21 protein-coding genes, 1 tRNA gene and 1 pseudogene are annotated in these 21,102 nt (G+C 63.5%); 12 read left to right on the top strand and 11 right to left on the bottom strand.

Annotated elements, in window-relative coordinates:
• Nucleotides 1-10: 10 nt before the first annotated feature.
• Entirely contained in the window at nucleotides 11-556 is a 546-nt protein-coding gene (locus BLR35_RS13465; protein WP_090382783.1) for a DUF6735 family protein, read from the top strand.
• A gap of 13 nt (nucleotides 557-569) precedes the next feature.
• On the opposite strand, the gene BLR35_RS13470 is transcribed toward BLR35_RS13465, so the two are convergent.
• Nucleotides 570-2,357, bottom strand: a complete 1,788-nt coding sequence (locus BLR35_RS13470) for a MutS-related protein (RefSeq protein ID WP_090382786.1) — start codon at nucleotides 2,355-2,357, stop codon at nucleotides 570-572.
• A 90-nt stretch (nucleotides 2,358-2,447) separates the two neighbouring features.
• Between BLR35_RS13470 and BLR35_RS13475 the strand changes: the two genes are divergently transcribed.
• The gene (locus tag BLR35_RS13475; protein WP_090382789.1) at nucleotides 2,448-3,242 is read left to right on the top strand and encodes an MOSC domain-containing protein; all 795 of its coding nucleotides are present in this window, start codon (nucleotides 2,448-2,450) and stop codon (nucleotides 3,240-3,242) included.
• A 6-nt stretch (nucleotides 3,243-3,248) separates the two neighbouring features.
• Here BLR35_RS13475 and BLR35_RS13480 read toward each other — a convergent pair whose 3' ends face one another.
• Together BLR35_RS13480 and BLR35_RS13485 are read right to left on the bottom strand one after the other, a co-directional pair.
• Complete coding sequence (locus tag BLR35_RS13480) at nucleotides 3,249-3,581, bottom strand: rhodanese-like domain-containing protein (protein WP_090382793.1); 333 nt, start codon at nucleotides 3,579-3,581, stop codon at nucleotides 3,249-3,251.
• A 49-nt stretch (nucleotides 3,582-3,630) separates the two neighbouring features.
• A complete protein-coding gene (locus BLR35_RS13485) occupies nucleotides 3,631-4,077 on the bottom strand; it encodes a desampylase (RefSeq protein WP_090383005.1) in 447 nt (148 codons plus the stop codon).
• 102 nt (nucleotides 4,078-4,179) lie between these two features.
• On the opposite strand from BLR35_RS13485, the gene BLR35_RS13490 reads away from it, so the two are divergent.
• From BLR35_RS13490 to purF, 3 genes are all read left to right on the top strand, one after another.
• Nucleotides 4,180-5,070, top strand: coding sequence for a ribonucleotide-diphosphate reductase subunit beta (locus tag BLR35_RS13490; RefSeq protein WP_090382796.1), 891 nt, complete (start codon nucleotides 4,180-4,182; stop codon nucleotides 5,068-5,070).
• Nucleotides 5,071-5,160: 90 nt separating this feature from the next.
• Nucleotides 5,161-5,394 carry a hypothetical protein gene (locus tag BLR35_RS13495; protein ID WP_090382799.1) on the top strand — a complete coding sequence of 78 codons (234 nt, stop codon included), beginning with the start codon at nucleotides 5,161-5,163 and terminating at the stop codon, nucleotides 5,392-5,394.
• 420 nt (nucleotides 5,395-5,814) lie between these two features.
• On the top strand, nucleotides 5,815-7,287 hold the full coding sequence (gene purF, locus BLR35_RS13500) for an amidophosphoribosyltransferase (protein WP_090382802.1): 1,473 nt from the start codon (nucleotides 5,815-5,817) through the stop codon (nucleotides 7,285-7,287).
• Between the two features lie 30 nt (nucleotides 7,288-7,317).
• Here purF and BLR35_RS13505 read toward each other — a convergent pair whose 3' ends face one another.
• A complete protein-coding gene (locus BLR35_RS13505; protein ID WP_090382805.1) occupies nucleotides 7,318-7,881 on the bottom strand; it encodes a DUF420 domain-containing protein in 564 nt (187 codons plus the stop codon).
• 194 nt (nucleotides 7,882-8,075) lie between these two features.
• Nucleotides 8,076-8,160: transfer RNA gene (locus tag BLR35_RS13510), tRNA-Leu, on the bottom strand.
• Nucleotides 8,161-8,342: 182 nt separating this feature from the next.
• Here BLR35_RS13510 and BLR35_RS13515 point away from each other — a divergent pair.
• The 3 genes and pseudogenes from BLR35_RS13515 to BLR35_RS13525 all read left to right on the top strand — a co-directional run bounded on the left by BLR35_RS13515 (nucleotide 8,343) and on the right by BLR35_RS13525 (nucleotide 11,198).
• Complete coding sequence (locus BLR35_RS13515) at nucleotides 8,343-8,864, top strand: helix-turn-helix domain-containing protein (RefSeq protein WP_090383007.1); 522 nt, start codon at nucleotides 8,343-8,345, stop codon at nucleotides 8,862-8,864.
• A gap of 63 nt (nucleotides 8,865-8,927) precedes the next feature.
• Nucleotides 8,928-9,857 (top strand): annotated as a pseudogene (locus BLR35_RS13520) (alanyl-tRNA editing protein); the annotation flags it as partial.
• Between the two features lie 102 nt (nucleotides 9,858-9,959).
• Entirely contained in the window at nucleotides 9,960-11,198 is a 1,239-nt protein-coding gene (locus tag BLR35_RS13525) for a mandelate racemase/muconate lactonizing enzyme family protein (RefSeq protein WP_090382810.1), read from the top strand.
• A gap of 92 nt (nucleotides 11,199-11,290) precedes the next feature.
• Here BLR35_RS13525 and BLR35_RS13530 read toward each other — a convergent pair whose 3' ends face one another.
• The 3 genes from BLR35_RS13530 to BLR35_RS13540 are packed head-to-tail and all read right to left on the bottom strand — an operon-like array spanning nucleotide 11,291 to nucleotide 14,468.
• The gene (locus tag BLR35_RS13530) at nucleotides 11,291-12,211 is read right to left on the bottom strand and encodes a sugar ABC transporter permease (protein ID WP_090382812.1); all 921 of its coding nucleotides are present in this window, start codon (nucleotides 12,209-12,211) and stop codon (nucleotides 11,291-11,293) included.
• Nucleotides 12,208-13,242, bottom strand: coding sequence for a carbohydrate ABC transporter permease (locus BLR35_RS13535; protein ID WP_090382815.1), 1,035 nt, complete (start codon nucleotides 13,240-13,242; stop codon nucleotides 12,208-12,210). The genes BLR35_RS13530 and BLR35_RS13535 overlap by 4 nt, the downstream gene beginning before the upstream one ends.
• A gap of 26 nt (nucleotides 13,243-13,268) precedes the next feature.
• Nucleotides 13,269-14,468, bottom strand: a complete 1,200-nt coding sequence (locus BLR35_RS13540; protein ID WP_170831031.1) for an extracellular solute-binding protein — start codon at nucleotides 14,466-14,468, stop codon at nucleotides 13,269-13,271.
• A gap of 203 nt (nucleotides 14,469-14,671) precedes the next feature.
• Between BLR35_RS13540 and BLR35_RS13545 the strand changes: the two genes are divergently transcribed.
• Together BLR35_RS13545 and BLR35_RS13550 are read left to right on the top strand one after the other, a co-directional pair.
• Nucleotides 14,672-15,802, top strand: a complete 1,131-nt coding sequence (locus BLR35_RS13545) for an ABC transporter ATP-binding protein (protein WP_090382819.1) — start codon at nucleotides 14,672-14,674, stop codon at nucleotides 15,800-15,802.
• A gap of 103 nt (nucleotides 15,803-15,905) precedes the next feature.
• A complete protein-coding gene (locus BLR35_RS13550; RefSeq protein ID WP_090382822.1) occupies nucleotides 15,906-18,047 on the top strand; it encodes an alpha-amylase family glycosyl hydrolase in 2,142 nt (713 codons plus the stop codon).
• Between the two features lie 106 nt (nucleotides 18,048-18,153).
• On the opposite strand, the gene BLR35_RS13555 is transcribed toward BLR35_RS13550, so the two are convergent.
• The gene (locus tag BLR35_RS13555; RefSeq protein WP_342027640.1) at nucleotides 18,154-19,044 is read right to left on the bottom strand and encodes a S8 family peptidase; all 891 of its coding nucleotides are present in this window, start codon (nucleotides 19,042-19,044) and stop codon (nucleotides 18,154-18,156) included.
• On the opposite strand from BLR35_RS13555, the gene BLR35_RS21005 reads away from it, so the two are divergent.
• Entirely contained in the window at nucleotides 18,928-19,272 is a 345-nt protein-coding gene (locus BLR35_RS21005; protein ID WP_244510243.1) for a hypothetical protein, read from the top strand. The genes BLR35_RS13555 and BLR35_RS21005 overlap by 117 nt on opposite strands.
• Before the next feature lie 36 nt (nucleotides 19,273-19,308).
• On the opposite strand, the gene BLR35_RS13560 is transcribed toward BLR35_RS21005, so the two are convergent.
• Complete coding sequence (locus tag BLR35_RS13560) at nucleotides 19,309-20,586, bottom strand: RNA-guided endonuclease TnpB family protein (RefSeq protein ID WP_090382829.1); 1,278 nt, start codon at nucleotides 20,584-20,586, stop codon at nucleotides 19,309-19,311.
• A complete protein-coding gene (locus BLR35_RS13565) occupies nucleotides 20,583-20,738 on the bottom strand; it encodes a DUF2080 family transposase-associated protein (protein WP_090382832.1) in 156 nt (51 codons plus the stop codon). Before BLR35_RS13565 ends, BLR35_RS13560 begins: the two co-directional genes overlap by 4 nt.
• A gap of 53 nt (nucleotides 20,739-20,791) precedes the next feature.
• On the opposite strand from BLR35_RS13565, the gene tnpA reads away from it, so the two are divergent.
• The coding region (gene tnpA, locus BLR35_RS13570) for an IS200/IS605 family transposase (protein ID WP_090382834.1) at nucleotides 20,792-21,102 on the top strand (311 nt) is incomplete at its 3' end.

Genomic DNA, 21,102 nt, shown 5'->3' on the forward strand with positions numbered 1-21,102 from the left:
GGAGAGACAGATGGGACATAGGGCGCTCGTCGCCTACCGGCGACCCGACCACCTCTACGACCTTCGGTACAGTCACTGGGGTGGTGACGACCTCGCGCTCGTGGACGGAATCGACGCCCAGACCCCACTTGCGGACGGCCGCGTCGACGGCGACCTGCTCGCGGACTCGATCGCACGCGAACGGATCCTCTCGGATCACCTCGACCCACGGACCTACGAGGCGCTGTACCTCGTCGCACCTGGGGAAGAGTACGTCGTCGACGCCTACCAGGTCTGCTGGCTCGAGTGGGGCGACGGCCGCGACGGTAGTCGCGGTGCGATCGTCGCGGTCGAGCACGAGGACGACCGTGCGGTCCGGATCTGGTTCCGGGCGACCAAGACGGTCCTGGGTGACGCCATCGAGATGGGCGCGCTCTCGAGACGAGCGGCACAGGCCTATCTCGAGGCGCGAGTTCGAGAGGATCGAGACGGAACGATCTACACCTACGGAACGGACGAGTACGAACCGCCGCCGGATTGCTGGCCCGACGACGATCCCGAAAACGGGGTGCAGTGAGCGTACTCCGGGGTCAATCGTCGCTCTCGCCCCAGCGGGCGTCCGCCAGCGTCCGCTGGACGACCTCGGAACCGACCGCCTCGCCCAACGTCTCGAAGCCCGCACGCTCCTGGCCGTCGCTCGCGTTCGCGACCAGCCGCGAGACGATGAACTCCGGCGTCGACCGGCCGACGGTTCCGAACCGGGGCTGGTAGTCGACGCGCAACTCGAGGTCCGGATTCAGCCCTTCGGCGAAGATGCCGTCGACTCGAGCCTCGGGTGGCAACGGTTCCAGGTCGTCCGCGAGGTGGGTGACGAAGACGCCCATCGCGTCCCGGTCGACGGTCAGCGTCACCAGTCCGTGCAGCAGGTCCGCCGCGCTCCCGGGTTCGGTGATCGCCTCGAACTCGTCGACCAGCATCAGCGTCCGTCCGCCCGAGGACAGCGGCGGGACGATCGAGCGCAGCGTCGACTCGAGGACGCCGGCGTTGAAACTCGCGTGCCGACGGTGGAACACCAGCGAGTCGACCGTCGTCACCTCGGCGCGTTCGGCGGGAACGGGAAGCCCCATCGAGGCCAGCAGGACGACCTGACACAGCGTCTCGAGCAGCGTCGTCTTCCCGCCGCTGTTGGCCCCAGTGAGGACCGCGACGCGTTCGGTTCCGGGGTCGTCGGCCTCGGCCGGAGTCGTGACCACGTCGTGGTCGCCGAGCGCGTAGGTGACTGGCTGGACAGATTCCTCCCGGTGAGCGGCGAGGGTGAGGTTCCGTGCGTCGACGACGGAGACCGCGACGTCGTCGCCCTCGCGGAACGTCGGGCGGGTACAGTCGTACTCGAGGGAAAACCGGGCGAGCGACAACTGAAGCGCGATGTCGTCGACGGCGTCGACGGCCCGGTCGACGGCGTCTCTGGTCTCGATGAGCGTTCCCCGGAACTCGCGCGCGACTGCCCGCTCGCGCTCGTCGATCGCTTCGGTGAGGTCGTCCCGCAGCGCCCGCAGCGTCTCCCGGACGAAGTCGGTCGCGTCGACGGCGTCGCCCGGCATCGCCGCCCGCACCCGGTCGACGGTCGCGTCCGTCTCGCCCACGAGGTAGTCCGCGAAGGCTTCGCGAAACTCCGCGACGTCGCGGACGCCCGCCGATCGAAGCTGTTCGATCACCTCGAGGGCGTTCGCGTTCACGTCCTCGATCGCTCCGAGCGTCGCCCGAAGGCGGTCGAGTTCCTCGTCCGCACCATCTCGCACGCGGACGCCATTGCTTCCCTCCTCGAGTGCCGCCAGTGCCTCGGCAGCGGCCTCGAGTCGCTCGGCCTCGAGGCCCGCGATTGCGGCGAACGGACCGGAGTCGACGCCCGCCTCGAGAAGGGCGAGTGCGGTCTCGACGGCCGCGAGTTCGCTCCCGTCGCGGTCGTCGTACTGGTCGTAGGCCTCGAGGACGGTCTCGCGGTCGTCGTCGGGGAGGTCGGCCCAGGCGTCCCGCGCCGCGAGCACGGCGTCGAGCCGATCGGTCATCGCCTCGCGGCTCGAGAGGGGCGTGAGGACGCGGATTCGATCCGCCGCACGTCGAGTGACGGCGTGTTCACTGGCGATCTCGAGCAGGTCCTTGTACGCGGCGCGGGCGTCGCTCGTCGCCAGCAGGTCCATTCCGTCGCCGCCGGTCGCCCGCCGAAGGATACGCGTCGCTCGACCACGGGAGAGGCCGGCGTCCGTGAGCGCCCGGACGTTGCCGTTCTCGAGCGCCCGGACCGCGCGTTCCTCGCCCAACTCCTCGTCCAGCGTCTCCCGCGTCTTCGGACCGACGCCCCAGTACTCCTCGAGTCGCATACTCGAGAGGTTCGGAGCAACCGTCTTGAACACTTCGTGACGGTTGCGGTATCCGACACTGTATTTACCCGAAGCAACCACGGACTACGCATGGCACGGCTCGAGCGCATTCGGATTTACCCGGTCAAGGGGCTCGACGGAATCGAACTCGAGGAGGCGTCGATCGTCGATGGCGGAACGTTGGCCCGCGACAGGGAGTTCGCGCTGTTCGACGCGGACGGCGAGGTGGTAAACGGGAAACGGACCGATCGGGTCCACGACCTCGAGACGGACTTCGATCCCGAGACGGGCGAGTTACTGGTCGAGACGGATGGCGAGAGCCGGCAGTTCGACCTCGAGAGCGCCGACGAACGCGAGCGAGCGGCCGACTGGTTCGGCGACGTCTTCGACCTCGAGGTAACCCTCGAGCGCGACCGATCGCTGGGCTACGTCGATCGCCGCGAGATGGGGCCGTCGGTGATCAGTACGGCGACGCTCGAGACCGTGGCGTCGTGGTTCGACGACCTGACCGTCGACTCGGTTCGCCGGCGAATGCGGGCGAACGTCGAGGTGTCGGGAGTCCCGGCGTTCTGGGAGGACCGGTTCGTCGGCGACGGCGCACCGTCGTTTCGCGCCGGCGACGTCCGGTTCGAGGGCGTGACGCCGTGTGGCCGCTGTGTCGTTCCACAGCGCGACCCCGACACGGGCGAGCCGTTGCCCGAGTTCCGCGAACGGTTTATCGAAAAACGCCGGGAGACGTTCCCCGAGTGGGCCGACGGGGAGGCGTTCGATCACTACTACACGCTCATGCTCATCGCTCGAGTACCAGAGGCGGATCGGGAGAACGTTCTCGAGGTCGGAGATCCGATCGAGATCGTCGATGGCGGAACGGCGAGAAGGGAGTGAAACGGCTTACGTGTCGCTTTCCGACCCGCTCTCGAGGTCGTACTCCCATTCCCGGTAGCCGCCTGCCATGCTCGCGACGGCGTCGGCGTCGACGTCCTCGTAGCTCCCGATCAGTCGGGCCGCCTGGATCGAACTCTGGCCGATCGGACAGGCGACGACGACCTCGTCGCCCCAGTCGTACTCGTCGATCCGCGAGGGGAGTTCGTTCATCGGGACGTTGATCGCGCCCGGAACGTGTCCGCGCTCGTACTCCGGTTCGGAACGGATGTCGACGACCTGGACGTCCTCGCCGTTCTCGAGTTTCTCCTTGAGTTCCTCGGGCGGAATCTCCTCGACCATGGCGACCCGTTCGTTCTCCCGAGAAAAAACGTCGTTGGGTCGTCGGTCGTTACAGAGGGAATCGGGAGGCGTCCTCGAGCGTCTCGCACACCCGAACCCGCTCTCCTTCGAACGTCTCCTCGTCCTCGCGCCAGCGCCACGACCCGACGTAGGGGTAGCCATCGAGCGCGACGATGACGTAGGAGACGTCCGGCCAGGTCGCCCGTTCCACGTCCCTCGGCGTCGGTTCCGTCGGGCCCGCGGGGTGGGAGTGATAGAAGCCAGCCACCTCGAGGCCCTGCGCTTCGATTTGCTCGATGACCTCGAGTTGCTCCTCGGGATCGATCTCGTACCGGATTTCGGGTGTCTCGGCGACGTTTTCGGTCGGGTAGACGTCGGTGACGACGGTGTGGTCGTCGCCGCGGTCGCCCGCAAGGACGCCACAGACCTCGCGGTCGTCGCCGTCGTAGGCCCGGTAGACGAGTTTGTCGTACGCCGTTCGCGGTAGTTCGATCATCGGGTGATCGTCGTCCGACCATACGGACCGAGGGGGTTCGAAACTGTCGACGTGACGACCCCGACCGACACTGTTTTTCACCAGTCGGTCGACCATTGGTGTATGCCAACGGACACCAGTCCCGGGCGAATCGACCACGACCGTCGATCCTTCCGGTACTACCGCAACGCCGTCGAGCGCCACTGGGACCCCCACGAGATCGATCTCGAGACCGACCGCGAGGCGATTCAGGACGTTCCGAAACCGGCATTCGACGGCCTTCGTGAGACGCTCGCGCTGTTCGGTGCCGGCGAGGAAGCCGTCACCGAGGACCTCTCGCCGCTCGGGGTCGTCCTCGAGGACGTCGCAGATCAGCTGTTCGTGACGACCCAGCTATACGAGGAAGCCAAACACGCCGACTTCTTCGATCGCTACTGGGGATCGATTATTACACCCGAAGAAGAACGTCGTGGGCTCGAACCGACCGCGCCGACCGACGAGCGGTGGTTTCCCGACCCCTACGAAGAGCTGTTCGAGCGCAACGAGGAAGCGATGCACAAATTGTTGCTCGAGGATACTCCCGAAAACCGCGCGCTCGCGTACTGTCACTACCACATGGCGATCGAGGGGATCCTCGCCCAGACGGGCTACTACGGCGTCCAGACGAACTTCAGTGGCGAGTACGAGGAACTGCCACGGCTTCCGGGACTCGTCGAGGGGTTCTCCCGCATCCGCAGCGACGAGGGCCGACACGTCGGGTTCGGGATGTGGAAGCTCAAGACGCTCGTCCAGGAGGAAGGTGTCGACCCAGGTTTGATCGAAGAGACGATCGGTGAACTCGCGATGCTCGTCCAGCGAATCGTCGGCGATTCGGCGGAGGAGGATGCAATCGGCGTCGACGACGACTCCCTCGTGAGCTACGCCGCAGCAAAACACCACGACCGGATGGCCCAGATCGTCGACGACGACAGCGAGTTGCCCGCCGTCGAGGAACTGGTCGCACTCGAGGAGTAGTCACCGTCGCTCGCTCGAGACAGGAGTAATGACAGTAGCTCCTATTATATCACCGACAAATTTATTTGTTAGGTAGGCAACAACACGTGTATGCGCTACAATCAGCAGAGTACGTTCGGTCTTCCATCGACGTGGCTCGAACTGAACGTCCGTGCGGAAGCACTGCTGTTCACCGTCACGCTACTTATCGGCTCGGTGTCCCTGCTTGCGGTGGCGAGCGGAGAGCCCGAAACGATGGCGCTGGTCGCACTGACTGGACTTGCCGTCGTCGTTCTCGGAACGACGCTCGTCCGCCTGTCAGAACGTCTCCGCACGAGCAGGTAGTTCGGTGAAAGAGACTCAGACTGGGATCGCTGAACGCGAGGACGGGTTTTCGGAACTGTTTCTGCCAGACCGTGAACGCACGAGCGTTCCGTATTTCGCTCGAGCACGACCCCGTCTGGTTCGCTTCGGTACCGACAGCCGTATAGCTCGGTATCCAACCGAGTGCCTCACGCTTTCTGACGCGGTGAGACGGCCTGTGCCTGAATAGGGGGTGGACTCCGTTCTTGCAGCTGGTCGCTCGAGTCGGCAGCTATACGGTGTACAGCCGCATACGGACAGCAGCCATAGATATACACATACGTGTATAATTATGTGTATGGGAATGGGTGTTGAAAGCACAAACACGGGGATTTTTATCCACTCGAGACGCTACGGTCGACCATGACTGATGGGCGGGGCGAGACTCCCCGGCGAACAGGGATGACCGAGAAGTGTGGCGTCGTCGGCGTCTCACTCGATGGTCGATCGGCGGCGCGACCGTTGTACTACGGACTGTACGCGCTTCAGCACCGCGGCCAGGAGTCGGCCGGGATCGTCACCCACGACGGCTTCCAGCAACACAGCCACGTCGAGATGGGGCTCGTGGGCGACGCCTTCGACGAGGACGACCTCGATGGGCTGGCTGGCTCGGCCGGAATCGGCCACGTCCGCTATCCGACCGCCGGCTCGGTCGACACTTCGTGTGCCCAGCCGTTCTCCGTCTCGTTCAAGAGCGGTTCGCTGGGGCTCTCGCACAACGGCAACCTCGTCAACGCCGACGAGATCCGCGAGGAACTCGCCGCCGTCGGCCACGCCTTTACCAGCGACGGCGACACCGAAGTCATCGCCCACGACCTCGCGCGCAACCTGCTCGAGGAAGACCTCATTCGGGCGGTCAAGCGCACGATGAACCGGATTCACGGCTCGTACTCGCTGACGATAAGCCACGACGATACGGTCCTCGGGGTTCGGGACCCACAGGGGAACCGACCGCTCTGTATCGGAGAACTCGAGGACGGCTACATCCTCGCCTCGGAGTCGGCGGCGATCGACACCCTGGACGGGGAGTTAGTCCGGGACGTCCGACCCGGCGAACTGGTCGTCCTCGACGACGACGGACAGGGGTTCGACTCCTACCAGCTGGTCGAAAACGAGAATACGGCGCACTGCTTCTTCGAACACGTCTACTTCGCACGGCCGGACAGCGTCATCGACGACACGCTCGTCTACGAGGCACGCCGGAATCTCGGGCGCAAACTCTGGGAGGAAAGCGGCGTCGAGACCGACGTCGTGATGCCGGTTCCCGACTCTGGACGGGCCTTCGCCTCCGGGTACGCAGACGCGGCGACCGAAACGACCGCCGACGGCGACCCCCGTGCCGAGGACGACGACGGCGTCGAGTTCGCCGAGGGACTGATGAAAAACCGGTACGTCGGCCGGACGTTCATCATGCCGACCCAAGACGAACGCGAACGTGCGGTGCGGCTGAAGCTCAACCCGATCAAGTCTACCGTCGAGGGCAAGACCGTCACGCTCATCGACGACTCGATCGTCCGCGGGACGACCTCGACGCAACTGGTTCAACTTCTCAAGGACTGCGGAGCCGAAGAAGTCCACATGCGCATCGGTGCGCCGGAGATCGTCGCTCCGTGTTACATGGGAATCGACATGGCCACCCGCGAGGAACTGATCGCCGCGAACAAAACCGTCGAGGAGATCCGCGAGACCATCGACGCCGACAGCCTCGCGTACCTCTCGACCGACGCCGTCGCCGACGTGCTCGGAAAGGAACGAATCGATCTCTGTCTGGGCTGTGTCACCGGCGAGTACCCCTACGACATCGAGGGCGAAGAGACCGACCGGGACGTCAGTCGACCCGAACTCGAGGGAGCGACGATGGCGGCTGACGACTGAGCGCCCGGCGAGTCGACTCGAGTTCTCCCGTCAGTAAACCACGTGCAACAGCACGTAGACGACGATCCCCAGCGTAAACGAGATCAGCCACAGACTCGCCGCCAGCCGTCCGAACCGCGCGTGACTCGTCCGCCGGAGTTCTTCGACGGGATAGGCAAAGGCGAGCAAGAGCGCGTAATAGACCAGCGGCACGCAGACGACCGCGAGGAAGATGTGGATCGCGAGTAACGGCAGGTAGACGAACTGGTAGGCCACGTCGGGGCCGGGGAACGGCTGCGGGCCGCCCGTGGCGACCAGCCGATAGAGGTACAGCACCAGAAACGCCGCGAACAGGCCGAACGAGGCCAGCATCGCGATGCGGTGGTTATCGACGTTCCCCCGACGGATCGCCCGCCAGCCGAACGCGATCGTCGCGATCGCGGTCGCACTGATGACGACGTTGACGTGCGGGATCAGTTCCAGGAACCACTGCGGCGCGGCCGGAACCGTCGACGGCGGGATCCGCCCGCCCGCGGCCGCAAAGACCACCGCGAGCGAGACGACGCTCAAGACGACGGTCAGACTGGTAACTCGCTCTCGAGGAACGTACTCCATGTCTCGAGGTTCGACCGAGATGGGAAAGGGGTTACTGTCCACCGTGGAGGCGCCTCTCGAGACGCTGAAACGGAACCAGAAGTAGCAACGAAGCCGTCGCTATCTGGTGTAGTTCTCGGAAGGAATTATGCGTGGGTGATGTCCTCGAAGGGAGATCACCTGCATCGTTGTGTGGCGGATAAACCGCCGTGCGATGCGTGGGACCGGATTCGAACCGGCGGACCCCTACGGGACAGCGCCCTCAACGCTGCGCCGTTGGCCTGGCTTGGCTACCCACGCTCGCTCTGTCTTTCTCCGCATTCACTCGTATCCAGCGTGATTATAAAAGACCTTTCCTTTCGGTCGGTGCCTGCGTCGGGGTCACACGCACATCGGGGGAGATTCGCTCTCGAGGGGAGCCGACCGACCCGTGAACTCCGCGCTGTGGCAAAGTTGAAATGCTCCAGTTGCCAATTTATCGCATGGCCAAGTACTCGACCGGTTCGTCCTCCGGCGGCGGTGGGACGAACTGCGAACTCTGCGGTGCAGAGAGCGATTCCCTCGAGCGCGCGTCGGTCGCGGGGGCCGAACTCGAGGTCTGTCCGGACTGTGCGCCCCACGACGACCAGAAGCGCACGCAGTCCCGCAGCAGCAGCGATTCGGGCTCGAGCGGCCGCGACGACGACGAACCGAGCCGCAAGCAGAAGGCCGCCCAGAACGTCGCGAAGGCGAACCCGGTCTGGGATGGCGACTCCGAACACTGGGAGAAAGAGGGAACGAACTACGACGACGACCCGCTGCCGTACCTGGTCTCGGATTACGGCGAGAAGGCGACGGAAGCGCGACAGGAGGCCGGCCTCCAGCGCGAGGAACTCGCCGAAGAACTCGGCGCGCGCGAGAAGGACCTGCTCGCGGTCGAGCAGGGACGAGCGACGCAAGCGGGCGTCGGTGGCGGCCTCATCGAGGCGCTCGAGGAGCGACTGGACGTGACGCTCGCGGAGTGACAAAACGTAGCAGGGACAGGTTCGGCGAGCAGACTTTTACTCTCTGACGATCGATTGCAACCGATGAGCGGGCAACTGGCGGCAGCGGAGCCGTACGCCACGCGGTTCGATACCGAAGTGACGTCGATCGACGGCAATCGAGTCTGGCTCGAGCGCAGCTACTTCTACGCCGAGAGTGGCGGCCAGCCTGCCGATCGCGGCACGATCGACGGCATCGACGTCGAAGACGTACAACTCGTCGACGGCGATCCGGTTCACGTGCTGGCCGAGGAACCCTCGTTCAGGGTCGGCGCACGCGTCCTCTGTTCGATCGACTGGTCGTTCCGGATGTACTGTATGCGTGCCCACACCGCCAGTCACGTCCTCTACGGTGCTGGACGGCAGTTGCTCGAGGACCTCGAGTACGCCGGAATCGACATCGGCGAGGAGAAAGTACAGGTCGACCTCGAGACGAATACGACGATCGGCGACGAGACGCTGATCGAACTCGACGAACTCGTGAATCGGGCCGTCTGGGAATCTCGGCCGGTCAATTGGGACGATGCGCCGATCTCCGAGGTTCGAGAGCGCGACGACGTCGTGTTCGACGAGGCGGGCGAAGCCGGCGCAGTCGAGAAGGGCCGCGTTCGACTCGTCACGATCGGTGGCGAGGAGGACAACGGCGGGAACGGACTCGCGAGCGGGACGACCGTTACCGTCGCCGGCGATGCGGCCGAATCACGGGACTCGTGGGACGTCGCGGCCTGTGGCGGAACGCACGTCCGGAACACCCGCGAAATCGGACCCGTGACCGTCCTCGACCGTTCAACACCCGACGCGGGAACGACGCGAATCGAACTCGCCGTCGGCCCGCGGGCGATCGAACGCCGCGAAGCCGAGAAGCGCGCTGCACTCGCCGCACAGCGGTTGCTCGACGCTCCGCTCGAGGAGGCAAGCGACGAACTCGCCCGACTGGATGTCGAATCCGACGCGGCCGAACGAATCCGGTCGCTGGTCGGCGGGTTGAAGCCCGACGCGAGCGGATAGACTCCGCGACACCCGACGGCTGACGACGCTGGCCCTACTTATTACCGAGGTGGCGGCGAAGGAGCGCCCATGAGCATCGACTACTCGAAGCTGCGTGACCCGAACGCGGAGTACACAATGCGAGACCTCTCCGCGGAGACGATGCAGGTCACCCGCGAACGCGGGGGCGGACGCGACGTCGAGATCACAGACGTCCAGACGACGATGATCGACGGCAACTTCCCCTGGACGCTCGTCCGAATCTACACCGACGCCGGAATCGTCGGTACCGGTGAAGCTTACTGGGGCGCGGGCGCACCCGAACTCATCGAGCGGATGGCGCCGTTCCTCCGGGGCGAGAACCCGCTCGACATCGACCGCCTGACCGAGCACCTCGTCCAGAAGATGTCCGGTGAGGGCTCGATCGGCGGCGTCACCGTGACGGCGATCTCGGGAATCGAGGTCGCGCTGCACGATCTGGCCGGGAAAATTCTCGAGGTGCCTGCGTACCAACTGCTGGGAGGCAAGTACCGCGACGAGGTACGCGTCTACTGTGACTGTCACACCGAGGAGGAGGCCGATCCGATCGCCTGCGCGGACGAGGCCGAACGCGTCGTCGACGAACTCGGCTACGACGCCCTCAAATTCGACCTCGACGTTCCCTCCGGTCACGAGAAGGATCGAGCGAATCGCCACCTCCGTCCACCCGAAATCGAGCACAAGACCTCGATCGTCGAGGCCGTCACCGAACGCGTGGGCTCCCGCGCCGACGTCGCCTTCGACTGCCACTGGTCGTTCTCCGGAGAGAGCGCAAAACGGCTGGCGAAACGGCTCGAGGAGTACGACGTCTGGTGGCTCGAGGATCCCGTCCCGCCGGAGAACCACGACGTCCAGCGGGAGGTCACCCAGTCGACGACGACCCCGGTCGCCGTCGGCGAGAACGTCTACCGAACCCACGGCCAGCGACGGCTACTCGAGGAACAGGCGGTCGACATCATCGCACCGGACATGCCAAAGGTCGGCGGCATGCGCGAGACGAGCAAGATCGCGGACCTCGCGGACCTCTACTACGTCCCCGTCGCGATGCACAACGTCGCCTCGCCCGTCGCGACGATGGGAAGCGTCCACGTCGGCGCATCGATCTCGAACATGCTTGCCGTAGAGTACCACTCCTACGAACTCGAGTGGTGGGCGGATCTCGTCGAAGAGGACGTCATCGAGGACGGCTACATCGAGGTTCCGGAGGAGCCGGGACTGGGGGTGACGCTCGATATGGACGTCGTCGAGGAGCAGATGGTCGAGGGTGAGGAACTCTTTGACGAAGCATAGCTTCGTCAAGCTCGCTGAGCTCTGCTCAGCGTAGTTCGACGAGGCGTAACAGTTTGCAACGCGAGAGGAAAGCAGGCGGGAAAGAGAGAGCGTTAGCCTTCCATGCCACCGAAGGAGAGTCCGCTCTCCACGTAGTTCTGTGCGGCGAAGTAGATGATCGCGATGGGGAGCGCGAACAGGATCGCGAAGGCCGCGAACTCGGTCCACGGCGTCTCGTACTCGTCGGTTGCGAGCGCGTAGAGTTCGACAGAGAGAGTGTAGTTCTCCGGTTGCAACAGTGTCTGTGCGATGATGAACTCGTTCCATCCGGCGAGGAACGTGAAGATCAAGATCACGGCGATACCTGGCTTCGAGAGCGGCAGGATGACCTCGCGGATGACCTGCCACTGACTCGCGCCGTCGACGATCGCTGCCTCCTCGTAGGAGACGGGGATGTTGTCCATGAACGTCTTTAGCAGCCAGGTGTTGAACGGGATCGCGCCCGCGGCGTAGAACAGCCCGAGCACGAACAGGTTGTTGCTCAACCCGAGGTTGACGAACAGGGCGTAGAGCGCGACCAGCGTCGCGATCGACAGCCCGGCGCCGACCTGGGTGAACAGGACGTAGCCGTAGAGGACCTTCTCGCGACCCTCGAAGTTCCGTCTCGAGAGCGCGTACGCGCCGGGAATGATGACGGACAGTGAGACGCTGACGGTCACGAAGACGACGATCAGGCTGTTGAACAGCGCGCCCGGTTCGCCGAATTCGCCGTTCTGCCAGATGAAGTTCGACTCGAACAGCACCCAGCGGTAGGCGTCCAGGTTGTACGTCGAGGGATCGGCGAACAGCCCCTCGGAACTCAACAGGGCCGTTCCCTGGGAGAACGAGGCAGAGACGATCCAGTACACCGGGAACATCAGCAACACCACGAGCAGAGTGGCGCCGGCGCTGCCGGCGACCGTCTTTCCGACGTCGAGAACGCTCCGTCGACCGGTTCGAACCTGCTCGATAGTCTTCTCTATGTCGTCGATCATTCGTTGCTCACCCCGTCAGCGAGGTTACCCTTCTTCACTGCAATCCACATGAACATGCCCACGAACACGAGTGCCGTGACCATGATCGCGGACGAGAGCGCGTACTCGTTGAGCTCGATCGCCTCGCGGAACCCGTAGACGAGGATGAGCTCGTTGTCTCGGGCAGGCCCACCGCGGTTGAACACCCACGGAACCAGGAACTGCTGGAACGAGGCTGCCGCGGTGAGAATCGAGGCGAACATCACCGGACGTTTGATCGCCGGCATCGTGACGTGCCAGAACCGATGGAAGTAGCCGGCGCCGTCGACTTTCGCGGCGTCGTGAAGCTCCATCGGGACGTCCTGGAGCGCGCTGACGATGATGATCACCATGAACGGGTATGCCAGCCAGACTTCGGTCGTGACGTACGACGCGAAGGTGCTCCAGCGGCTCCCGAACCATGCAACCGGGATGTCTACGAGCAGGAACTCGGGTGCGTTTATCGTCACGAAAAAGAGTAGCCAGTCGATTACGCCGACGATACTCGCCACGGCGCTGTTGTACATCGAGAGTATCTCGTTGAACGGTCCAAACCGGGCGCTGCTGAACATCCCTCGCCAGACGGTGATCGAGAAGATCTCCGGGAATCCAAGCGGGACGATTACGAGGGCACGCATGTACCGTTTCCCGCGGACGCGAGCGTGCGTGAGGACGAGCGCGATGGCAACACCGACGATGATCTTGGCCGTGACGCTCACGGCGAGGAACAGCCAGGTGACTCCGAGGGAGTTCCAGAACTGCGTGTCCGTAAAGAGCTGGACGTAGTTGTCGATCCCGATGAAGTTCGCTTCGCCCCCGATGACCGTTCCGGTGTGAGTCGCGTCCGTAAAGGAGAGGTAGATTAGGAACGCGATCGGGAACAGCATAAACGAGAGGAACAGTACGATCCCCGGTGCAACGAGGAAGAACGCAAGCCAGTCGCGATCTTCCAGGAAGCCGGGGAGCTGCTGCTGGCCGCGGTCCGAGAAGCGTTCGAAGAATGACGTGGACATAATTAAGCGACTAACTGGTGGTTAGCTCAGTCCCAACGAGACCGAATCTCTTCGGCAGCCGCGTCCATCGCGTCTTCGGCACTCTCCTGATCGTTGAACACCTGTTCGAGGGCGTCCTCGACCGGGTTCCAGACCTGATCCATCCGCTCGTGGGCAGGCATCTGGATCCCCATGCTGACGGTCTCGGCGAACGCCGCGACGTCGTCACCGAGGTCGTCGTCGTCCGCGTACTCCTGATGGACCGGGATGGAACCGTGGTTCTGGGCGTTCGAGACGATCGCGTCCTCGCTGGTCGCGTGCCACTCGGCCCACTCGACGGCCGTCTCGACTTCTTCTTCGGGTGCGTCCTCGAGGTTGCTGGTGAAGTACCAGAGCTGGATGCCGGTGTACGGCGTCGGGTCGCCGCCCTCGATGTCGGGCATCGAGGTGACGGTGACGTCGATGTCCGAGTCGCGGAAGCCGTCGACTTCCCACGGCCCGTTGATTGCGAACGGTGCGTTGCCGTCGGCGAATACGGGAATCTGTGCCTCGTATGCAGGGTCTGCCGGGACGTACGGCCAAATTTCGTTCTGAAGCAGTTCGACGCCCTCGACGAAGTCGTCCTCGTCGATGTGGGTGTCTTCGGTCTCGGAGTCGAAGAATCGGCCACCGAACGCCTGCGCGAACGTACTGATGAAGTACGGGTCGGCCGGTGGACAGGAGAGACCGTACATCCCCTCTTCGGGGTCGTGGTACTCGTCCATGATCTCGACCATCTCGTCGAGCGTCTCCGGTGGCTCGTCGACCATGTCCTCGTTGTACATGAGCGTCACCGCTTCGGATGCGTACGGGATACCGTACACGCCACCTTCCCACTGAGCGGCCTGGACTGCAGCCTCGGTGAACGTTCCCTCGAGGTCGATCGAGAGGTCGTCGGACGCGTCGTAGATGAAGTCCCGGTCGTAGTAGGTGCCAACCCAGTCGTGGGCCCAGCCGAACGTCTCCGGGCCTTCACCGGACGGAATCGCCGTGTCGAGCTGGTCGACGATCTCCGGGACCTGTTCGACGTTCAGCTCCTCGTCACGGTCCTCATTGAACGCAGCAACGTGATCTTCGAGGTCCGACTGCTCTGCGTCCGTGAAGTCGTGCCACAGGGTCGTTCCCTGGTCGTCGCTGCCCCCGAGACAGCCAGCGACCGACATCGTCGTTAGCCCTCCGATCCCCGCCAGAACTTGCCTGCGTTGCATTGGCATGAAACTAGTTACGAATTATGTCTTCATATATTTAATCGTTAGGGTCGGCGGTCCACAGGTCATCAATTCGAGAAGCAGTGGGTGCGAATCGAGACGTTCCCGACGTGAGTGGATTTTAGAAACAAGTGGTGAAATATTACATCCTCAATTGACGTTTTTGGGAAAGACTTTATATCGTGGAGACGAACTGCTGCCAAATGGCACGGGTCACCATCGACTCCCTCCGAAAGGAGTACGACGTCGGACGGGTCGTCGCGGTCGACGACCTCGACCTCGAGATCGAAGACGGCGAGTTCGTCACCGTCGTGGGACCGTCGGGCTGTGGGAAGACGACCACGCTTCGAATGTTAGCTGGCCTCGAGAAGCCGACCTCCGGCACCATCGAGATAGGCGGGGAAGACGTCACGGATGTGCACGCGAAGAACCGTGACGTCGCGATGGTCTTCCAGAACTACGCGCTGTACCCGCACAAGACGGTCTTCGAGAACATGGAGTTTGGGCTCCGAATGAGCACAAGCATGAGCAAAGAAGAGCGGGAACGCCGGGTCGTCGAGACTGCGGAGATGATGGACATCGACGAACTCCTCGAGGACAAACCGGACGAACTCTCCGGCGGGCAGAAACAGCGCGTCGCGCTCGGGCGTGCGATCGTCCGCGAACCGGACGTGTTCCTGTTCGACGAACCGCTCAGCAATCTCGACGCGAAGCTCCGCACGACCATGCGCGCGGAGATTCAACGTCTCCAGGAAGAACTCGACATCACCGCCGTCTACGTCACCCACGACCAGGAGGAGGCGATGACGATGGGCGACAAGATCGTCATCCTCAACGACGGCAAGCTCCAGCAGGTCGGCGCACCGAACACTGTCTACAACGAGCCGGCAAACAGGTTCGTCGGTGGGTTCATCGGTTCGCCGTCGATGAATTTCCTGGAAGTGGCCGTCGAGCAGTCCGGGGACCGACTGATGCTGGACGACGGCGATGGGTTCCGCTACGAACTCTCCTCGGAGTACTCGACGAGCCTCCCGGTCGGCGCCGGGGATTCGGTGATCCTCGGTATCCGCCCCGAGCACATTTTCCCGGCCGACGGAGACGGAATCGAGACGACTGTCAAAGTCGTCGAACCCGTCGGCAGCGACAACTACCTCTACCTCGACCTCGGCGAAGACGTAGACGAGTTCATGGCTCGCGTCCCGGCCGACTTCAAACCCGAACCAGACGAGTGCATCGAGATCACGCTCGCTGATAGAGACATTCGTCTGTTCGACGCGGAAACCGGCGACTCCCTGCTTCACGAGGACGAGCCGGTCTCGACACCCACGCCCTGATATCGGCCGAAACTGGGACCTGCCGATGAGAGATGTTTTGAAATCATGGTGAAATAGTTCTTCGTCCATAAACGATAAAGCGACGCCTCTCCTTCGGATCCGTATGCAACAGCCGGGTCCGCCACGTTTCTGTACCGTCGGCGAATCGATCGAACTCGCACCTCGCGATCCCGACCCCAACGCAAGCTACGAGTGGTCGGTCCACGAGAAGCCGACCCAAAGTGAGCTTTCTACGCCCGAGGAAACGGTCTGGCACGTCGAACCCGACGTTCCCGGCATCTACAGGTTCGAACTCGAGACGCCGGACGGCCAGTACGTCCAGCGCGTCCGTGCCTTTCCGGACGTCCGTCGTTTGACGAGTTTCGACCTCGAGCGAGGCCGACTCCCCGACCACGACCCCGACGACGTCTCGCTCATGGGGCCGTTCAACGAGCACCTCTTCGACCGGGAACATCCGACACTCGAGGATGGCATTTACCAGTATGAGATCGACCTCCCGCCAGGAACGCACCGCTACGGCTACATCGCCGGCGACGACTTCGAGAACGCCGTCTGGGAGGAGGTCGAGGTCCCTGGTCCCGGCAAGCCGCGGGTCTTCCTCGAGGGACCGGACGACCCTGTCGACGGCAGCGAGACGACAATCACGGCAGACACGACGCCGGGTACCGACAGCGAGTACGATGCAGACGAGCTCGCGGTCGAGTTCTACGTCGACGACCGAGACGAGTTGACCGATGATGACCTCGAGGTCGATAGCCAGGAGGCCCGCGTGCCGATTGCCGACCTCGAGGGACCCGTCCGGATCCACGCCGTCGCCGTCGGCGAACGCCACAGTATCGCCGACTGCGTGATCGTCCACCCGGACGGACGCGTCGAGCGGCGCAACGACCCGCCGGAGTGGGCCCGGGACGCCGTCGTGTACGAAATCTTCGTTCGCTCCTTTACCGACGAGGCGACGTTCGAGTCGCTCGAGCGCCGAATTCCCTACCTCGAGTCGCTGGGCGTCGACTGTCTCTGGCTGACCCCTGTCCTCGAGAGCCCGACGAAGCACGGCTACCACATCACCGACTACTTCGACACCGCGTCGGACCTGGGCACGCGCGAGGAGTTCGAGTCGTTCGTCGACCGCTGTCACGAGAGCGGGATCCGCGTGGTCTTCGACCTCGTAATCAACCACACCGCACGCGAGCACGCCGCCTTCGACATGAGCGCGGCCTGCGTCCCCGAGTACGAGGACTGGTACGTCTGGGAGAGCCTCGAGGAGAGCGGCGTCGACCCTGACGAACTCGCACCCGAGATCGGATCGGAGAACCCTCGCGAGGACTACGCGCCGCCGGCGCGGACTACCCCGGACGGAGAAACGGAGGTCGCCCAGTACTACTTCAACTGGCGTGGCATCCCGAACGTCAACTACGACTCCCTCGCCGTCCGGTCGCTCTTCCTCTCTGTCGTCGACGAGTGGGTCGACGTCGTCGACGGCTTCCGCTGTGACGTCGCCTGGGGAGTCCCCCACGGCTTCTGGAAAGAAATCTACGAACGCGTCAAGAGTCAGGATTCGGAGTTCCTCCTGCTCGACGAGACCGTTCCTCGAGAGCCGGAGTACGCCGAGTCCGAGTTCGACGTCCACTACGACACGACACTGTACTCCGCGCTGCGGGACGTAGGCAACGGCGACCGGTCGGGCGACGCCGTCCTCGAGGCCGCGACTGCGCCTCGCCGGGAAGGGTTCCCGGAGTGGTCGCTGCACATGCGCTACGTCGAGAACCACGACGAGACGCGCTACCTCGAAGAGTGTGGTCCGCAAGCCCAGCGAGCAGCGGTGACAGCCGTCCTCACGCTGCCGGGCGTGCCGATGATATACTACGGGCAGGAACGCGGTGCGACCGAGTACCGACAGCTCATGCCCTGGGAGGGCGATGGCGAGGCGACGACGTTCCACCGACGTCTCGTCGACGCACGCCACGAGTCGCCGGCGCTCTCGCGTGGAGAACTCGTCGACGTCGACTGGGAGGTCGTCTCCGAAGGCGATTCGGACGCGGTCGTCGCGTACGCCCGCGAGACCGACGACGAGACCGTCGCAGTCGTGCTGAATTTCGGCGCAGATCCCGTGCACGTTCGAGTGGACCGCGACCTCGAACCGACCGACCTCGTAACCGGCGAGGAACGGGATCTCGAGCGTGCCGACGAGGGAACCGTGCTCGAGGTCGAGGACGCTGCAGTCGTTCCGGTTCGGTCGGATAAATAGAAGCTATTTGGCTGGTTCACTTCGGTCAGAGACGCGTTCACGCTCTTCCCTTTTACTCGGGTTCGACGCCGCCGAGAGTTTCGGGGGCGAGTAGTTCGCCGATTCGTCACTCGAGTCGTTCGACGGTGTTCAGCGCGTTGACTCTCCCTGCACCGAGTTCCGGGTCGCCACGGTTGTCCCCGACCTCGGCTCCCTTTCGGACTGCCTGGAGTACCTGCTGGGGATTCGCGCCCTCGTCGAGTTCGCGAGCGAGGGCGGCGAGGCCGGTGACCTGTGGGGCCGCCATCGACGTGCCCGCCAGCCAATTGTACGGGGCAGGACCCTCCTCGGCCTGCGTCGAATACGTCGAGAACACCAGGTTGAGCGGGTAGGGCCACTCGACGTCGGCTTCCGGATCGACCGTCTTCTCTTCGGTTTCGTAGCCGCCGCCGGGTGCGCCGACGTCGACGTCGTTGCGTCCCCAGTTCGAGTAGAACGTGAGTTTGTCGTTCGGTCCGGTGGCGCTGACGCCGATAACACCGGACAGGCCGTTCCAGAGGCGGAGCCAGCCACCCTGCAGGTCGGTCTCGTCGTTACCGGCCGACCCGACGTACAGCGTTCCCTCCCGCCGTCCGTAGTTCGCGACTGGTTCGAACAGCTGGCGGTAGACTCCCACGTTGTCCTCGAATTCGGCGAACTCCTGTGGAGCCATCATGAAACCGAGGCTGATGTTCGCGGCATCCGTGCCGACGTCGGCGGCGTACTCCATTCCGAGCATGATGTCACCCATAGTGCCGGTGCCGTGACCCAGCACGTCCACGGAGACGAGCGTCGCATCGGGCGCTGTCCCCGTCATGAGCTCGTCGCCCGTCGCGGCGGCCGTCCCCGCGACGTGGGTACCGTGTCCGTTGGGATCACCCTGGTGGGGTGCGATCTCACCGTCGACGACAGCGACGCTGCCTTCTACGTCGAGGTTCGAGAGGTCGGGGTGGGTCTCGTCGACTCCCGTGTCGATGATCGCTACCGTCGTCCCCTCGCCCGTCGCGTGTGCCTGTGCCTCGCGTACGTTCTGAACCTGCTTGTCCCAGAGCAGTTCGTCGTAGACGGCGTCGGGGTCGTCCGGAATCTCGTCGTGCTCGTCCTCGAGGACGGGCGCGACCTCGAGCGCGAGGTCCGGTACGGCAGCGGTGACGCCGCCGACGGCCTCGAGGTCGTCGGCCGCGTCTTCGGGGCCAGTTACCAGTGAACCGCCTCGGGGTCAAGCCCCGAGGCTTCCCGTGGTTTAGTCGGACACTCCCACCTGACCATCGGCCTGATAGCCTCGAACGGTCGGGTGGGTCACGGTCGGGGCGTCCACGGCCCCCGATGCCTGCCGTCGCACCTTCCGAACAACGGGAAGGCTGTTGAGAGCAGGCACATTCCAGTCCTGATGCTTCTCGATGCCTTTCACGGCAATATTCACGCTTGCACCCCGGTCGCTGTGGTCTTGATGCCCACAGTCCCGACACTTGAACCGCTTCTTGTTACGATTCGCACGCTCCGTATGCCCACACATCGGACACCGCTGGCTGGTGTACTCGGGGTTAATCCACGCAGTCGGAATCTCCTCGAATGACGCCTTGTACGACGTGTAGTATTGGAGAGCGCGGAACGGGAGGTGGTGCAAGCGTCGGTTCATCCGCGTGCCGTAATCGATACTGTCGCGCATCTCTTTGAGGTCTTCAAAGACGATGCACGGCCTCTCGAACTGACGGCTCCACTCCACGATGTGCCGAGATACCTTGTGGAGTCGGTCGCGGACAAACCGTTCCTCACGCCCTTCGAGCGCATCGTGGATACTGTCCTTCCCCGCGCTCTGGACACGTTTCCGCATCGTGAAATAGCGGTGCCGCTCGAACTTAATTTCGGGAAAGTCAATGACTAACGTGTCCTCAACCCCATCCTCGGAGAGCGCAGCCAGAGCCACGTTGTCCTCGTTCACGTCCACGCCGACGACTGTCCGCGAGTCCTGTTTGTCTCGAACGGTCTGCTCGGTGTTGGTGACGTTGACGTGCAACTCGGCGTTCCCGTTGTGGAACAGGGCTTCTGCTGTGCCAATATTCCACTCGTCGCTTTCGAGCGCGGTCTTGAGAATTTCGAAGTGGGCGTCGTCGCCTTCAAGGACGCCTTTGATGTGCTTGTACGGCTTCGCGCTGATGCGGAACGCCACGTCGCCGTCGTCAGTAAGCGATAGGTTGTACCCTTCCTCGTAGTTCGCACGAAGCGGGTACGTGCCGTCCTTGGTATGGCTCGGTTGGCCGAAGTCGTCGTACTCGTAGTAGTTCTCCATCGCACCAAGAGCCTTCGCAACGACGCGCTGTGTCGTGTTCTTCACGAGATCGGCGTCGTCGGCCACGCGGTCGGGAATGGCGTTCCAGTCTACGCCCTCTTTGGCGAGACGGATGGTTTCGTTGTACGCCGACCGTGCTTCGAGGCAGGCGTCGTACAGCAGGCTCTCGTTGTCACTCTGTATGTTGAGTTGGAAGTCCAGCGTCTTGGTGAGAGCCTGTGCGTCGGTCATTCGTCGTCTTGTTCGGTGGGTTCTGAGGTTCGGACGACTTTCACGTCGGCTCCACGCCAGCGTTTGGGGACGGTGACGTGGGCGCTGTTCCCGAACGGCTTGACCTCGCCGTCGAGGACTTCCTCGCCGTCGATTTCAAAGCGATTCGCCATACTTTCGTATATCCTTTGGATATACTTAATTGTGTTGGTGGAGTGGGTTCGATATGGGCGAGGAACGGTCGAATCACACGGTGTACAACGTCAACTACCACTTCGTGTGGTGCCCGAAGTATCGCCATGCGATTCTCGAACCAATCGAGGAATCACTGGAAGCGAGTTTCCGCGATGTGTGCGACGAGTACGGCTACGAGATACTAGCACTCCACATTTCTCCCGACCACGTACACCTGTTTCTGTCAGCCCATCCGAAGCACTCACCGAGCGAAATCGTGCGGACGGTTAAGAGCATCACGGCACGGGAGATGTGGGAACAGCACGAACCGTTCTTGGAGGAATACCTGTGGGGTGGCGGATT

Origin of the sequence: Natronobacterium texcoconense (assembly GCF_900104065.1) — an archaeon.
Taxonomy (GTDB): domain Archaea; phylum Halobacteriota; class Halobacteria; order Halobacteriales; family Natrialbaceae; genus Natronobacterium; species Natronobacterium texcoconense.